Genomic DNA, 15075 nt, shown 5'->3' on the forward strand with positions numbered 1-15075 from the left:
CTTCACTTATGAATATAAAACACCCATGGCGTATGACCACTGTAGCTGGACTGCTATCCCTACCCCTGTTGTTGTCAGGCTGCAGCCTTTTCGGCGACGAATCGGCATCCATTGACCCCCCGCCGTCCACGACAGAGCAGTCCATGATTAAGGCTGTAACCGGAAAGGCACCTGCCAGTACAGGGCAACTGAGGGCTGTTTTTTTGCAAGATCATAACGGTTTGCTGGCCCCGGTATCTTTACCGATTGCTACAGGCGATGTGCAGGCAGATGCCAAGTCAGCGCTGGAAACATTGGTTGAGGGCGGGCCATATGCCGGATTATTACCAGAGGGATTTAAAGGGGTAATCCCCCAGGGTACGGAAGTGAAAAGTGTGACAGTGGACAAGAACAACAAGCTGGCTGTTGTCGAATTCAACAAATCTTTCGCCAACTATAAGCCACAGGACGAGCGCAAATTAATGGAGAGCTTGACCTGGACCCTGACCGACCGTCCCGATATTGAGAGCGTACAGATCTGGGTGGAGGGCAAAAAGCTGAACGAAATGCCTGTTGGCGGCACACCACTGGATCATCCGTTGACGCGTGCAGTAGGTATTAATCTGGAGATTGGTCATGGCGTGACACCCCTGGATTCCAGTCCAGTCACTGTGTATTTCTCTTCATCTTCTCCTGCTGGAGTTCAATACTATGTACCTGTAACACGGTTGGTTAGCCCTGAAAAAGATCGTGTCCAGTCAGCGTTGCATCAATTGATTCAAGGGCCGGAGACCAAAGATGGGTTACAAGAAGTGATGACAGGGGAGACGGCGCTGAAATCGGTAGAACGCTCCAAAGACAACGTAATTACGGTATCTCTCTCAGATGATATGTTTGCTAAAGGAGAAGCTGTGCCTGCTGAATTTTTGGAATCGGTTGTGCTGACAGCGGCAGACAATTCGGATGATGCGGTCAAAACAAAAATTCGGATTGAACTGAATGGTGAAAAAAACGTAATTGGACAAAATAATCAAAATTATGGAGAGCCTGTAGCCAAGCCGCAACATATTAACGAAATCCCTCTTTAAGGGCGGGAATCGTCCTTGGGGTGCTTTTGCCTGCACACTTTGGTAAAATAAACATATAAGAACAGGTTGCATACGACGTAGGAGGAAAAAGCATGAGTAGATCTAACGGACGAAACGGTGATGAGCTGCGCCCGATGAAATTGACAGCAGGAGTAAATAAGTACGCGGAGGGCTCTGTTTTTATAGAGGTTGGCGAGACGAAAGTCATTTGCACGGCTACTGTAGAAGAACGCGTACCCCCCTTTATGAAGGGACAAGGAAAGGGCTGGGTGACCGCAGAGTATTCCATGCTTCCGCGTGCGACTCATAGCCGTAATCAGCGTGAAGCTGCGCGTGGCAAGCTGACAGGCCGTACCATGGAAATTCAGCGTCTGATTGGAAGAGCGTTGCGTTCGGTGGTCAATTTGCAGGCGCTTGGTGAACGGACGATTACGTTGGATTGTGACGTCATTCAGGCGGACGGCGGAACACGCACAACCTCAATTACCGGTTCTTTCGTAGCGTTGGCGATTGCGGTCAATAAAATTGCCACCCAGCACAAGCTGCCTGTTTTTCCAATTACCGATTTCCTGGCTTCCGTCAGCGTAGGGGTTGTTGGTGAAAAAGCGTTGCTGGATCTGAACTATGAAGAGGATTCCAAGGCCAAAGTGGACATGAATCTTGTCATGACTGGCAGCGGAAAATATGTTGAGCTGCAAGGTACAGGTGAAGAAAGCCCATTTGACCGTAACGAATTGGATCAACTGCTTAGCTTGGGCGAACAAGGGATTCTGCAAATGATTGAGCGCCAAAAAGAAGTACTTGGACCGATTGCTGATAAGATCGGTGCTGGACGTACAGGAGCTGGCGCCTAATGCGGCTGGATGGCCCGGTCGTCATTGTCGCTACGAAAAATAAAGGAAAGGTGCGGGAATTTGCGCATGCCTTTGCGCCGTTTGGCAAGGAAGTCAGAAGCATGTACGATTATCCCGACATTCCTGATGTCGTTGAAGATGGCAAAACCTTTGCCGAAAATGCACTGAAAAAAGCTAAAGCGGTTGGAGATGTGCTCGGATTGCCCGTGCTGGCCGATGATTCCGGCCTCTGCGTGGACTTGCTGGACGGTGCACCGGGGGTATACTCTGCCCGTTATGCTGGAGAAGGTGCCAGCGATCACGAAAACAATATTAAGCTGCTCGACGTTCTGGAATCGAAGCAGCTGGGTGATGATACGGGACAGCCTTTGCTAAGCCCGGCTCAATTCGTCTGTACCTTGATTCTATATAATCCGCAGACTGGCGAGACGTTGGAATCGACAGGCTCTGTGGAGGGCTGGATTACTACTGAAACCGCCGGCAGCGGCGGGTTTGGGTATGATCCGCTGTTTTATTTGCCAGAGTTTGAAAAGACAATGGCCGAGCTGACGTTGGAACAAAAGCAGGCTATCAGTCACCGAGGGATAGCTCTGCGTGATTTGGCAACAAAGTTGGGTAATCCACAGGCATAGCATTGGTAACAGGGGCGAAATCATCCCCCATTCACATAATGAAAAAAAGGCTATCCGTCAGTCATAAGCTGCGGATAGCCTTTTTGGTACTTTCTGTTCCCCATATAGTACACAGCGAAAAATTGCCGCTGCCGCTTAGAAGCTCTATTGCTTCAGCATTCAGCGTAGCTTATCGAATAGCAACCTTGTAAGTGCGCAACCAGTTATCCACTTGAGCCAAGTAGGCGAACAACTGGGGACCCGACATCAGCTGCCCAAACCAAGGCAGATTGGTGTATGCCTCCGGTGAGGCGGCAATATCGCGTACCTTTTGCGCATCGATCAGCTTGAGCAGTGGGGAAGATGAATCATCCAGCAGCTGCAGCGCCTGCTTTTTCACAGCCTCAAGATAGGAAGGGTTATGCGTTTTGGGATATGGGCTTTTTTTGCGATACAGCACATCATCCGGCAATACGCCCTTCAGCGCCTTGCGCAAAATACCTTTTTCACGTCCGCCTGTCATCTTGATACTCCACGGAATGTTCCATACATATTGTACCAGTCGATGATCGCAATATGGCACCCGCACTTCGAGTCCAGCTCCCATACTCATCCGATCCTTGCGATCCAGTAGAGTAGGCATAAAGCGGGTGATGTTCAAATAGGACATGACGCGCATTTGTGCAGCTTTTCCTGTTTCCCCCGGTAGCTTCGGCACTTCTCCTACCGCTTCTGAGTAGCGATCGTTCAAATACTCCAGCGGCTTGATCCAGTCGCGTACCTCGGGAGACAACAGACTAGCTCTCATATCGGGTGCAACTGCCCACGGGAATGTACCCGAATTCAGCATATCTTCCCGGTGGAACCATGGATATCCGCCAAAAACTTCATCCGCAGCCTCGCCGGAAATAGCGACCGTAGCTCCTTTTTTAATCTCCCGGCAAAAGAGATACAGCGACGAATCCACGTCCGCCATGCCGGGTAAATCCCGCGTTAGCGTGGAGTTGTTCAGAGCTGCTACGACTTCTGGCGTATCGAATTCAATCCAGTGATGATTTGTCCCTAATTCATCCACCATCCGCTGAATCCAGGGGGCATCGGCTCCGGGTTGAAACGCATGGGCTTTAAAATGCTTGTCGTTATCCACATAATCGACCGAATACGTATGAACTTGTCCTTGCCCGGTACGGTTGTAATAATCGACAGCTAATGCGGATAGAGCGCTTGAATCCAGCCCGCCAGACAATAAGGTGCACACTGGAACATCCGAAATGAGCTGCCGCTCCACCGTATCCAGCAACAGTTCTCGTACCTTGAGCGCCGTTTCTTCGGTGTTATCCTCATGCGCAATGCTTTCCAACTTCCAGTAGGCTTGAATGCGCACACCGTCGCGGGTGTAGGTTAGCGTATGCCCGGGACGTAGCTCCTTCATGGACGAATAGACGCCGTGTCCGGGGGTACGTGCAGGCCCAATGATAAAAATTTCGGCCAATCCCTCGGCGTCCACTGCTGCTTCTACTGCTGGATGCTGAAGCAGTGCTTTGGGTTCTGAGCCAAATACGAATACTTCTTCGGTTTGGCTATAAAATAACGGCTTTACTCCCAGCCGATCCCGTGCCAGAAATACCTGCTCCCGCTCGCTATCCCAGACCGCAAATGCAAAAATGCCGTTTAACCGATCCACACATTCAGGGCCCCATTCGATATAGGATTCGAGCAGCACCTCCGTGTCGCATTGTGTACGGAAAAAATGCCCGCGCTGTTGCAGCTCTTTTTTCAGCTCAGGCGCGTTATATATTTCCCCGTTATATACAATCGTATAAGTGATATCCTCCAGCTGCCGGATCATGGGCTGAGCACCATTTTCCGGGTCCATAACACTCAATCTTCGGTGTCCGAAGGCACACGGGTTGGATATCCAGGTACCCGCAGCATCCGGTCCGCGATCGGAGAGCGTTTGTGTCATATTCAGCAGCAGCTCAGATTGATGCATTAAGTCTCCGTTCCACTGTATGAAACCTGTAATTCCGCACATGTCTGTTCATCCTCTCTTTGTCGTGTTCATCCAGTGTTGGAATGAAACAAAAACTAAATCCCCAGTTCATCAGTATATATGCCGAAAAGAAGCATAAAATGTCTGTCCGTTCCGAAAACTACAGATGGGGCAACCCGTGTACTCGCAAGGAAGGAGGGAGACCATGTACTACATCAAGGATGCCAAAATACGCCGGTTCACTGAACTTGACGGAGTGCGCTGCGCTGAGGTTGAGGTGCGGCCCGGTGCTGCAGATGACCCGGAACTGCTGGTCTATATTACGGCCAAGGATCAGACGGATGGTCAGCATGACTATGACATGGTACGGATCATCCGCAATGACGCCGATCTGGAGCTGGATTGGTACGACAATAATCTGCATTCGGCATTTGAGGAAGTGACAGACAAGGCTTTTACCGACTCTACACACATTACTGCTGGTGAGGAGCGAGAGAAGTTTAAAAAAGAATTGCTCTCCTATGGGCAGCTCAGCACAGAGTTCGCCAAGGAGTTCGGGGCATGAGGATATGGTGTGCTATGCCTCGGCTTTTGTTGATTTGGGCCCCGGCGCCATCGCCGGATCAGCGTGAAAGGAGGGGGAAATCATAGACGGCAAAGCGAATTATAAGAAAAACAAAGGCAGCAGTTATATTCATAACAATGAGTTCGCGGAAGAAGTGCTGGAGAAAAACGTAAGACATGAAGTACGGAGAAGTCCTAAACGCTTTGGGAATAAATAAGCAGCCATTGAACCAAATAGCAACAGCAACTCATTAAAAATGACCCTAAAGAAGCCTCCGTATCCCGCCAAATTTGCGGTATGTAGGAGGCTTCTTTTTGAACTAAGCCGCTTCACGCAGCGTCATAATCCCTTTGTAGATGTTATAAACAAAAACCCCGAGATAGACCACTACGAATAGCAGCACAAACCCGATCACTGAACCTGCATGATTCGCCGTAATAATAAAATACACTAGCGGAATTGCCGCAATAATGGGGAAAATATGCGATAAAATAGCCTTTTTTGCATGTCCCTGAACATATTCGTCCCGTACTGCAATCCACACAATGACAGGCACTAGAAAAGGTGCGAAGAAAATGCTGAAATAACAAAGTGACGACAAAAGACCTCTCACGGCTTTACCCCTCCTTTAATGGCATGATTCTTTGTACATAATACCCCGTTAGCGTCCAAATGATTCCTTTTGCAGCCCACTTCCCTATATCATGAAAAAATGCTTTTGACAGTTGCCCGAAATGTGATATAATAATCAATGCGCTGAATACATAAGGTTTTATTGATCACCATCTTGTCCCAGTAGCTCAGCTGGATAGAGCAACGGCCTTCTAAGCCGTCGGTCGGGGGTTCGAATCCCTCCTGGGACGTCGAAGCGTTCAGATATGTAAAGTTTGAACGAAATTAAAAATGCTTCAAATCCTTGATATATAAGGGTTTGGGGCGTTTTTTTTCTTTTATTGGGGTTACGATAGAAAACGTTAGAAAAAGGTGTGATTAATACACCTGTTTACACAAATTATACACACGATTTTTACACGCTATATAAACTAATACCCCTAATAGCACGCCTGTTGAATAACCACAAAATGGCAGAAAAAAGATCGTCTTTTCTGCAGAATCGTTGGTACCATCCAAACGAATTCGAAAGAAGACGATCTCATGAAAAATTCTATCACGATTACATCTATCCTTCAATCCATGCTGACTCCTGAAGAAGTTCAAAGGGTTGTGAAGTTAATAGGTTATGAAGACAAAGCCCGCAAGTTTACGGTGTACCATTTACTCCAATACTGGTGCATGGCTGCGTTGGAACAATGGGGTAGCTATCGATCCATTGGGCTCCTTATCACGGAGAGCGTGCAGCTATTAAACTTCATGTCGCTTTACGAGCAGAAAATGGGCAACCCCTTCAGGGGGTCGAAACAGATCTATAAGGCTCGATGGCAGATTGAAGTCTTCTTTCGTTGGATCAAGCAACATTTGAATATTCCAACGCTGTTTGGTACGACTGAAAATGCGGTCTATGGGCAATTATTCTGTGCTCTAATCGTCTATGTCCTGCTCAATTGGCTATTTGTTGCTGCTCAGACTTCATGGCCCCAACATGCCGTTCTTTCCTTTGCGCGATTTTCTCGTCTATTTCTTCTTCAAAACTACCTGTTGAATGGCTGATTCAGATTCGGCGCGTTCTTCAGTGCACCTCTTGTTTCATGAATTGAGTTACTTATTTTGGTTATTCAACAGGCGTGGCAGAATCTAAAAGTATCTATAATCATAAAAGATTTATTCCATTTTTAGATAAGGATTGAGAAGACCATTTCAGCTAACTGCGGCTTTAGTTTAATAACAATCTTCCATAAAAGAGCGCGATTCTATAATAAGGATCAGTTCGTTTTCATTAAAGTGCCATATTATATCTTTTAATTTAAGTGAAACTGCCTAAAAAGTATGTTAATATCAGATTTAACAGACAGACAAACTAGTATTTATAGAGGCGAAATTATGAAAAAATATAGAATATATCAAGTAGACTCATTTACAAAAAATAGATTTTATGGTAACCCTGCTGGGGTTGTTCCAAATGCAAATGGACTTACAGATGAGCAGATGCAGAGAATTGCAAGAGAATTAAATAATTCGGAAACCGCATTTATTTTTGAAACAGATTCTTCAAATTATGATGTTGAAGTAAGATTTTTTACTCCAACAACAGAGGTTCCAATTTGTGGTCATGCAACAGTAGCAGCGCATTATATTTATGCAATTGAGAGAAAAGCTGAAACTGGAAGAATTATTCAAAAAACAAAAGCAGGTATATTGCCTGTTGATGTTATAAAGTATGAAGATGACTATTCTATTGTAATGACACAGGGAGAACCTTCTGTATCAGAGCCTTTAAATGATGAAATAAGAAGTCGGATTGCAAATGCGTTAGGTATTTCTTGTAAAGATATTTGCATGGAATATCCAGTTGCAATATCTTCAACAGGTCATTCTAAGGTAATGGTTCCGATTTACTCCAATGAAATACTACATAGTTTAAAACCTGATTTGCAGAAGCTTACAGAAATCAGCAAGCATATTGGATGTAATGGATATTATGTTTTTACATTAAATCCACAAGAGGATATATTGGTTCACGGAAGAATGTTTGCTCCTGCAATTGGAATAGCTGAAGACCCGGTGACAGGAAATGCAAACGGACCGCTTGGAGCCTATTTGGTACACTATAACATTTTGCAAAATGAGAATGAGCAGTCTTTTGATTTTGATATTTTACAAGGTGAGGCAATCAAAAGAGAGGGAACAATGCATGTTCATGTGAAAAAGGAACAGGGAAAACCCGTATTAGTTCAAATTACGGGGAAAGCGGTTATTGCTTTTTCAACGGAGATCATACTTTAAAAAAGTCTAACAAATTTATCAATAAGCTTAATGACGGATTGTCAAGCCAAGTACAAACCCAATAACACCAACGTCCCAGCAAGTACTCCTGGGACGTATAGCAAAAAGCTTCCTACATGTAGGAAGCTTTTTTGTGTTCCAGCAGGATGATTGCTGCTAGCTTTATACCGTCGCCTTCTCCTTATGAGCAAAGAATTGAGGTAGATGCTCCTTGTGTGCTTCTAGTAATTCATCCAGTACGGTTTGAGCAATGTCACCACTTGGTACGAGCGGATTCAGGGTGAAGGCTTGCAGTGCTGTTGCATAGTCACCGGTGACCGCCGCTTCAATCGTCAGCTCTTCCATTGCCTTCATCACTTGCAGCAAGCCCCGCTGTGCAGGTGGGAATTTGCCAAAGTTGACAGGTTCGGCACCATGGGCGCGAATGACACTGGTCACTTCGATGGCGCTATCATAAGGAACATCATCAATCGCACCATTGTTACGTGTACTAACCACCATCAATGTGCCTTTGTTGTTATAAATGGAATTAATGATCTCACAGGCTGCATCGCTGTAATGCGCACCACCGCGTTTGGATAGTTCCTCTGGTTTGTAATCCAGATTCGGATCTTTATACAATTCAAACAGACTTTCTTCCAGACGTTTGACTACTTGGCCCCGAGTTCCTTCGTTTTTGGCTTCCTCTAATTCTTCCTTGAGCATATTGTCCGTCATATAGTAATACCGATGGTAAGGACAAGGCAGCATTTTCAATTGACGAACTTGATCATACAGGAAGCGCATGTTTTTAATATTTTCAACGACCTTCTCCGGTTTTGCGCCCGGAGCGTACAGTCCTTCAATGACTTGCTCTGTTAATTCGGCCCCTGTTTTGTCATAAACTTTGTGCCAATGAAGGTGGTTAATACCTGCAAATTTAAAGAACAGCTCTTCTTCCGGTTTGTCCAGTACAGCCGATGCACTCTTGATCGCGCCGATTGGAACATTACATAATCCGATGACTTTATCCCACTGACCATAACGAAGGACGGCTTCGGTAACCATACCCGCAGGGTTGGTAAAATTAATTAACCATGCATTCGGACACAGTTCTTTCATATCTTCGACGATACTGAGGATAACAGGGATGGTGCGAAACGCTTTGAACATTCCTCCGGCTCCATTGGTCTCCTGACCAATCATGCCATGTTTTAACGGAATACTTTCATCCTTAATCCGGGCTTCCAGCAAGCCTACCCGAAATTGGGTCGTTACAAAATCGGCGTCCTTCAACGCTTCCCGGCGATCCAGTGTCAAATGTACCTCACAATCAATGCCTGCGGCCTTCACCATCCGTTTGGCCATGGCGCCTACAATCTCCAGTTTTTCACGTCCTGCCTCAATATCTACCAGCCATAATTCCCGAATGGGAAGCTCTGCATAACGTTTGATGAAGCCTTCTACTAATTCTGGTGTATAGCTGGAGCCTCCGCCAATGGTTGCAATCTTTATGCCTTTTTTCATAGTTAGTGCCTCCTAAGTATGTTTTGTAAACCGCTTTCTTAAGCACAAGTTCACTGTAATCCCTGTAATGCATTACAGGTCAAGCGCTTTTAAAAAACTTATTTTGGGAAGGTGACAATTATAGGGCGGACACTACGAACATGCTAAACACGAACATGCTAAACACGAACATGCTAAAATAGAAAGAACGAGGTGAAAAAAATGGCGAATATTCATGAAATTGCAAAGCTGGCGGGGGTATCCTCGGCTACGGTGTCCCGTGTCATTAACAACCATCCGTACGTGAGTGAACCCACAAGGCAGCGTGTGCAAGAGGTCATAGATCGACTGGATTATGTTCCTAATTTAAATGCGGTATCTTTAAAAAAAGGCATGACCAAGCTCATAGGGATTATTTCACTTTCTTTTAATGATTCATTGGGCTTATTTGTTCGTGGATTTACAATGTATGCTCAGGAGCATGGCTTTAATATAGCGCTGTTTATTACGAATGGGGAGAAAGGCCGAGAACTTGAAGCGCTGGAAATGTTGCGGAGAAAGCAACTGGACGCCTTGGTCTGTATGATTCGCGTTAATGAGTGGAGTGTGATTGAGCATTATACAAAATATGGTCCGATTGTGACCTGGCAGCGTGTAAACATTGAGGCAATCCCGTCTGTATTTATGGATCAGTATCAGGGCTATACGCTGGCGTTGGAACATTTGTACGCCCGAGGATACCGGAAAATTGTGAATGTGTATGGCAGCATGCGGGGGTTGAATACGAAAGAACGCATTCGAGCTTATCATGAATTTTGCGAAAAATATGATTTGGATGCTGAGGCCTTCCCGCATTTTTATGATTTAAATTCAATAGAAGCTGGTGAACAAATAGCTCATTGGTGGGCAGAACGAGCACAAACAGATAGGCCGGACGCCTTTGCCTGTTCTACCGATTATTTGGCAGCAGGTCTTTTGACTGAAGCGCGTAGGCTAGGTGTTTCTGTACCGAGTGATTTTGCAGTCGTAGGCTTTGATAACACCGAAATCTCGCATTTGCTTGATTTAACTACGATTCATTACCCGATAGACAAGCAAGCTGAGAATGCGTTCATTATGATTCGAGATGCCCTCGAAGGGCTGGATGAAACGATACATCATCTGGAATTCAAATTAGTAGAGCGAGCGACCACCTGATTCCAAAAGAGACTTCTTGTTAGTGGTTATTAATTACCATATTCAAGTTTATATAGTAGGAATAATGGAAGAAAAATGTTGACACATGTTAAAACTTGGTGAATAATTTGAGGTGAAAGTATAAAATTTGGATTTTTTGTATGAAGGGTGGTTATGACTTGGGACATACACCTACGATTTTGGCGAAGTTAGAGGATTATTTAGGGGAAAACAATTTGACGCTGGCACAATTTGCCGAACATTCAGGTGTTCATCAAAGAACACTTAATAATTGGATTGCCAAGCATCGTCCTGTTGCTATACATCAGCTAGATCGCATCACTTGGGCTATGGGACTACCAGAAGGTTTTTTTTACGAACTATACATAGATAACTACATCATTGAGCGTTCCCCGGATTGGAGGCGAATTGAGCCGTTGTTGTTTCGCTGTGCGGAACTGGACAAGTTGGATGCTATCCAGCTTGTAGTGGGACATATTATGGACAACCTTCTATATTCCCCAAAGTTATTTGATGCAGCAGAAAAATTATTCGCACAAGGCCAGCACAATGCTGCATTGCTGCTCTACGAAGGGATTGCGGAAGGCGAGAAGTACCAGCATTCTGAACGTTTGGCTATCTGTCAGTATCGTCTGTTTACCATTCAGGTGGGTAACAATCAGATCCGAAATCTCAAGGCCGCTACACGATTTGAACCCTTTGTCGAACGTCTGAATGAAATAGATCAACTCGATGCGTTAAAAGATTTGGCGAATGTGTATCGTTCTCTGCGTGAATGGGACAAGCTCGATGCAACTGCTCGAAAAATGAGAGCCAAAGCGGAGATCCAGTATTCTTTGAAACATCAACAGAAAAAGCGAGAGTGGGAGGAGTCTGAAAAGAGGCTGAGTCGCCCGATGTTTGTGTACATTACCTATGCTGATTTACTGTGTGCGAGTGTCTGTGAAGCCCGAGGCGATTATCAGCAAGCATTACAATTTACAAATGCCTACGCAGATTTAGATTGGGTGATCGAGACAGACCAGAAAACTCAACACTGGGTCAACTTGTTCAAGCATTGGGCAGAAGGTAATACTTATGTAAATAAACTCCTATCTGGAGATACGAATGTGCTTCCTCATTATGTTGAATATATTGCATCCACATCAATCACTACCGAGAATGAAAAGCTATCCAAGTTGCTGAACGTTATGATAGCTGCTAACCGATATGCAATAGATATCAATGATGTCCTTTCACGTTTTGAAGTGGAGATTAATTCTTTTGCTCTGCTATCACAATCTACTGATATGTACACCCAACAAGTGATGCCGGATTATTTTGCATGGTTTGGTTATGAACTGGCTTATTACTATTTAAGACGGGGAATGTTCAATGATGGCTTTAAACACTTAATATATGCATTGGTAAAAGCCCACATACTAAATAATGAGACTTATTTTATAAACTGTACGGGACTTTTTGCACATTTCCAAGCACATGCGCTTCCCGAAACAAGGGAAGAGTATTTCAAACTATTAGAAAAGGTGTGGTTAGACAATGTTGAAAAAAATGATTCTGCTGGTCATCGCAGCTAGCTTCTTGTTTATTTTATCAATGCCTGTTCAGTCGCATAACCAAAATCAAAGAATAACGCCTCAAGTACAAATTGGAGGTGCTTAAAACGGTTAGGTTGTATGTTCTAATATTCATTGAATCTTTTTATGAAAAAGAGCCTCGGTCCCGCTTTATTAGGGGGGACGGAGGCTCTTTTACGTGGATTTTGGGGCTTTGCTGTTTATGCAAACTTTTGTGATGTTCTTTTTTTGTTAGGCGCATCATTTGAAAATCCAAAAAACGTCTTTTTGTTATAAAATATGACATATAGGAGGGATCATGCTGATGAATCAAAGTGTGACTTTACTTTGTGTCGAAAGGGCTAGGAAGAAACTGTACCAGGTCCAGAAAAAGTATGGATTTTTAACACATCCCAAAGTAATAGAACAATCTAAAAAGCTGGATGATCTGTTGAATCAATATCAAACATGTAGATCGGATCATTGAGAAATGAGACCATATTTTTCTTTAATTCCTTGACCGCACCTCTAACCTGCTCTGTCTGTGTCACGGCTGAAATCACCGCTACACCATCTGCACCTGCACGTGCGACTTCCTCAACACGGTCCACTGTAATACCTCCGATTCCAACAATCGGCACATCAATTCCCGCTTTACGCATCTCATATAAAATTGCCGGTCCCTGTACGGCATGGGCATCATCTTTCGAGATAGTGGGATAGATGGGCCCGACGCCGAGATAATCAGCACCTTGCAGGATGGCTCGACGTGCTTCCTCAATGGTATGGGCGGAGACGCCTAAAATTCGATTTCCGATTCGCTCGCGGACGGAATCGGCGGATTCATCGTCCTGACCGATGTGAACACCGTCGGCGTCCAGTTCAAGAGCCAACTCCACATTGTCATTGATGATGAAGGGGACACCAGCGTGACGGCACAGTTCCTGTAGCTGGCGCGCGAGTTCGAACATAGGAACGCCCGTTAACGCGCCGAGACCCTTTTCTCGGAACTGGACCATGGTTGCCCCGCCAGCCAGAGCCTCCTGCACGACCCAGCCTGGTTCCGCGAGGCAATTCACGCTTCCAAGCACCAGGTATATCTGTAGATGGCGGCGCACCACCTCTGACAATATTCTGCCGCTCATAGAAGCATCTCCTGACGACGTCGGTAGGCCCAATGATTGGTTGGGCCGTGTCCCTGTCCCAGAGACAACGTATCCTCAATCGCCGCCTGGATGAAGGCTTTACCATTCGAGATAGCCTCCGGTACAGACATCCCTTTCCCTAATTCCGCGGTAATCGCTGCAGAGAAAGTGCACCCTGTTCCGTGTGTATGGACAGTCCGTACTCGCTTGCCGCTCAGCTCTATAAAGGCGGTTCCGTCAAAAAGCAGGTCAACAATTTGTCCGCTGCTCTCGCTCTCGTCAGCGTGGCCACCCTTGATCACAACGAATTTTGGTCCCATACTGCTAATATGTCTCGCAGCCTCGCGGCGATCCTCCATCGTATGGATACTTATCCCTGTCAGGGCTTCCGCCTCCGGGATATTCGGTGTAACGACCAGTGCCAAGGGGAGCAGGTCGTCCTTCAAAGCCTGCACCGCTTCCAGTTGCAGCAGTTCAGCGCCTCCCTTGGCAATCATCACGGGATCGACGACGACCTTTTTCCAGCCGAACTTTCGGATCTGCTCGCTCACAAGACGGATGATGCCGGCATTAAACAGCATACCAGTCTTCAGGGCATCCACTCCAAGGTCTAATCCTACGGCTTCGATCTGTTCTGCTGTTGCTTCCTCTGGTAGCGGATATACGCAGTGGACTCCTAAGGTATTCTGTACGGTAACGGCTGTAATAGCCGACATGCCGTACACGCCAAGTTCTTGAAAGGTTTTGAGATCAGCTTGAATTCCAGCCCCGCCGCCACTGTCCGAACCAGCAATCGTCAGCGCTCTGGGTACACGAACGTCTGTCATCGCGCACCACCTGCTGCTGTTGTTCCGGCTTCATGGATCGAGACATGCCCCTCTAGTGAACCTGTATGCAGTTTGGCCAGCTCGTCGAGAAAGGCAATCTGGAAGCTGCCGGGCCCCAGCTCTGCGGTACGTGCTGCGGCTCGAGAAGCTGCTGCACCGTAAAATGCCAAACCTGCTGTACCTGCGAGCAGCAGGTTGGGTTCAACAGCTGCAAAGGCACCTAACACAGAGGTCAGCAGGCAGCCTGCTCCGGTTACCTTCGTGAGCAGCGCGTCTCCACCGCTTATCATTCGTGCTTCGGCCCCATCGGTGATGACGTCCTCTTTTCCAGTAATGACAACCATTGTATTGAGCGTTCGAGCAGCCCGAATTGCCAGATCGACATTTCCGCTGTCAGCACTGTCACCGGCATCTACGCCTTTAATCTCACGCGCTTCTCCAACAAGATGTGCGACTTCGGCTGCATTGCCTCGCACCAATGAGATTTTGACTTCACTCAGGATTCGCAGTGCCGATTCAGTTCTAAAGCTCGTTGCTCCCGCACCGACCGGATCTAGCAGCACCGGAACACCGTGTGCATTCGCCGATTGTCCAGCAATGATCATGGCATCCACCAGTTCGCGGTTCAGTGTACCGATGTTTAATACGACGGCTCCCGCTATTTTTGCCATGTCTGCTACTTCCTCGGGTGCATAGGCCATCACCGGGGAGGCGCCCAATGCATACAGGCCGTTGGCCGTAAAGTTGGTGACTACCACATTGGTCATATTGTGAACGAGGGGTTTGCTGTTTTGTACCTTCGTCAGGAGATCCGAATAACTTTTTTCCCATGTACTCATAATGTTTATCCTCTCTATAGTTAGTGGTCCAACAG

14 protein-coding genes, 1 tRNA gene and 1 pseudogene are annotated in these 15075 nt (G+C 46.2%); 10 read left to right on the top strand and 6 right to left on the bottom strand.

The features are described from left to right. Nucleotides 1–8 precede the first annotated feature (8 nt). The 3 genes from G9G54_RS18850 (at nt 9) to G9G54_RS18860 (ending at nt 2553) form a co-directional block, all read left to right on the top strand. Nucleotides 9–1067 (top strand): GerMN domain-containing protein, encoded by a 1059-nt coding sequence (locus tag G9G54_RS18850; protein ID WP_165179189.1) that lies wholly within the window; start codon nt 9–11, stop codon nt 1065–1067. 92 nt (nt 1068–1159) lie between these two features. After that, nucleotides 1160–1921 carry a ribonuclease PH gene (gene rph / locus G9G54_RS18855; protein ID WP_013311675.1) on the top strand — a complete coding sequence of 254 codons (762 nt, stop codon included), beginning with the start codon at nt 1160–1162 and terminating at the stop codon, nt 1919–1921. Beyond that, complete coding sequence (locus tag G9G54_RS18860; protein ID WP_013311674.1) at nt 1921–2553, top strand: XTP/dITP diphosphatase; 633 nt, start codon at nt 1921–1923, stop codon at nt 2551–2553. The genes rph and G9G54_RS18860 overlap by 1 nt, the downstream gene beginning before the upstream one ends. 169 nt (nt 2554–2722) lie before the next feature. On the opposite strand, the gene asnB is transcribed toward G9G54_RS18860, so the two are convergent. Continuing rightward, entirely contained in the window at nt 2723–4567 is a 1845-nt protein-coding gene (gene asnB, locus G9G54_RS18865; protein ID WP_165179190.1) for an asparagine synthase (glutamine-hydrolyzing), read from the bottom strand. Nucleotides 4568–4730: 163 nt separating this feature from the next. Here asnB and G9G54_RS18870 point away from each other — a divergent pair, with 163 nt between their 5' ends. Beyond that, complete coding sequence (locus G9G54_RS18870; protein WP_013311672.1) at nt 4731–5090, top strand: hypothetical protein; 360 nt, start codon at nt 4731–4733, stop codon at nt 5088–5090. Between the two features lie 319 nt (nt 5091–5409). Here G9G54_RS18870 and G9G54_RS18875 read toward each other — a convergent pair whose 3' ends face one another. Then, nucleotides 5410–5703, bottom strand: a complete 294-nt coding sequence (locus tag G9G54_RS18875) for a DUF4870 domain-containing protein (protein WP_016324668.1) — start codon at nt 5701–5703, stop codon at nt 5410–5412. A 176-nt stretch (nt 5704–5879) separates the two neighbouring features. Between G9G54_RS18875 and G9G54_RS18880 the strand changes: the two genes are divergently transcribed. The 3 genes and pseudogenes from G9G54_RS18880 to G9G54_RS18890 all read left to right on the top strand — a co-directional run bounded on the left by G9G54_RS18880 (nt 5880) and on the right by G9G54_RS18890 (nt 7991). After that, a tRNA-Arg gene (locus G9G54_RS18880) sits at nt 5880–5953 on the top strand. Nucleotides 5954–6512: 559 nt separating this feature from the next. Next, a pseudogene (locus G9G54_RS26255) lies at nt 6513–6805 on the top strand (transposase); the annotation flags it as partial. Between the two features lie 283 nt (nt 6806–7088). After that, nucleotides 7089–7991, top strand: a complete 903-nt coding sequence (locus tag G9G54_RS18890; protein WP_165179192.1) for a PhzF family isomerase — start codon at nt 7089–7091, stop codon at nt 7989–7991. 162 nt (nt 7992–8153) lie between these two features. On the opposite strand, the gene G9G54_RS18895 is transcribed toward G9G54_RS18890, so the two are convergent. Then, a complete protein-coding gene (locus G9G54_RS18895; protein WP_013311670.1) occupies nt 8154–9497 on the bottom strand; it encodes a 6-phospho-beta-glucosidase in 1344 nt (447 codons plus the stop codon). A gap of 201 nt (nt 9498–9698) precedes the next feature. Between G9G54_RS18895 and G9G54_RS18900 the strand changes: the two genes are divergently transcribed. From G9G54_RS18900 to G9G54_RS18910, 3 genes are all read left to right on the top strand, one after another. Continuing rightward, on the top strand, nt 9699–10673 hold the full coding sequence (locus tag G9G54_RS18900; protein ID WP_165179193.1) for a LacI family DNA-binding transcriptional regulator: 975 nt from the start codon (nt 9699–9701) through the stop codon (nt 10671–10673). Nucleotides 10674–10831: 158 nt separating this feature from the next. Continuing rightward, a complete protein-coding gene (locus tag G9G54_RS18905) occupies nt 10832–12250 on the top strand; it encodes a helix-turn-helix domain-containing protein (protein WP_165179194.1) in 1419 nt (472 codons plus the stop codon). 298 nt (nt 12251–12548) lie between these two features. Beyond that, the gene (locus G9G54_RS18910; protein WP_080682975.1) at nt 12549–12716 is read left to right on the top strand and encodes an aspartyl-phosphate phosphatase Spo0E family protein; all 168 of its coding nucleotides are present in this window, start codon (nt 12549–12551) and stop codon (nt 12714–12716) included. On the opposite strand, the gene thiE is transcribed toward G9G54_RS18910, so the two are convergent. From thiE to thiM, 3 genes are read right to left on the bottom strand one after another with little or no spacing between them, the layout of a single operon-like run. Then, nucleotides 12661–13374, bottom strand: a complete 714-nt coding sequence (gene thiE / locus G9G54_RS18915) for a thiamine phosphate synthase (protein ID WP_165179249.1) — start codon at nt 13372–13374, stop codon at nt 12661–12663. The genes G9G54_RS18910 and thiE overlap by 56 nt on opposite strands. After that, nucleotides 13371–14201 carry a bifunctional hydroxymethylpyrimidine kinase/phosphomethylpyrimidine kinase gene (thiD, locus tag G9G54_RS18920; RefSeq protein ID WP_165179195.1) on the bottom strand — a complete coding sequence of 277 codons (831 nt, stop codon included), beginning with the start codon at nt 14199–14201 and terminating at the stop codon, nt 13371–13373. The genes thiE and thiD overlap by 4 nt, the downstream gene beginning before the upstream one ends. Continuing rightward, nucleotides 14198–15040, bottom strand: coding sequence for a hydroxyethylthiazole kinase (thiM, locus tag G9G54_RS18925; RefSeq protein WP_165179196.1), 843 nt, complete (start codon nt 15038–15040; stop codon nt 14198–14200). Before thiM ends, thiD begins: the two co-directional genes overlap by 4 nt. Nucleotides 15041–15075: the final 35 nt, after the last annotated feature.

Origin of the sequence: Paenibacillus sp. EKM212P (assembly GCF_011066115.1) — a bacterium.
In the GTDB taxonomy this organism is placed as follows: domain Bacteria; phylum Bacillota; class Bacilli; order Paenibacillales; family Paenibacillaceae; genus Paenibacillus; species Paenibacillus polymyxa_B.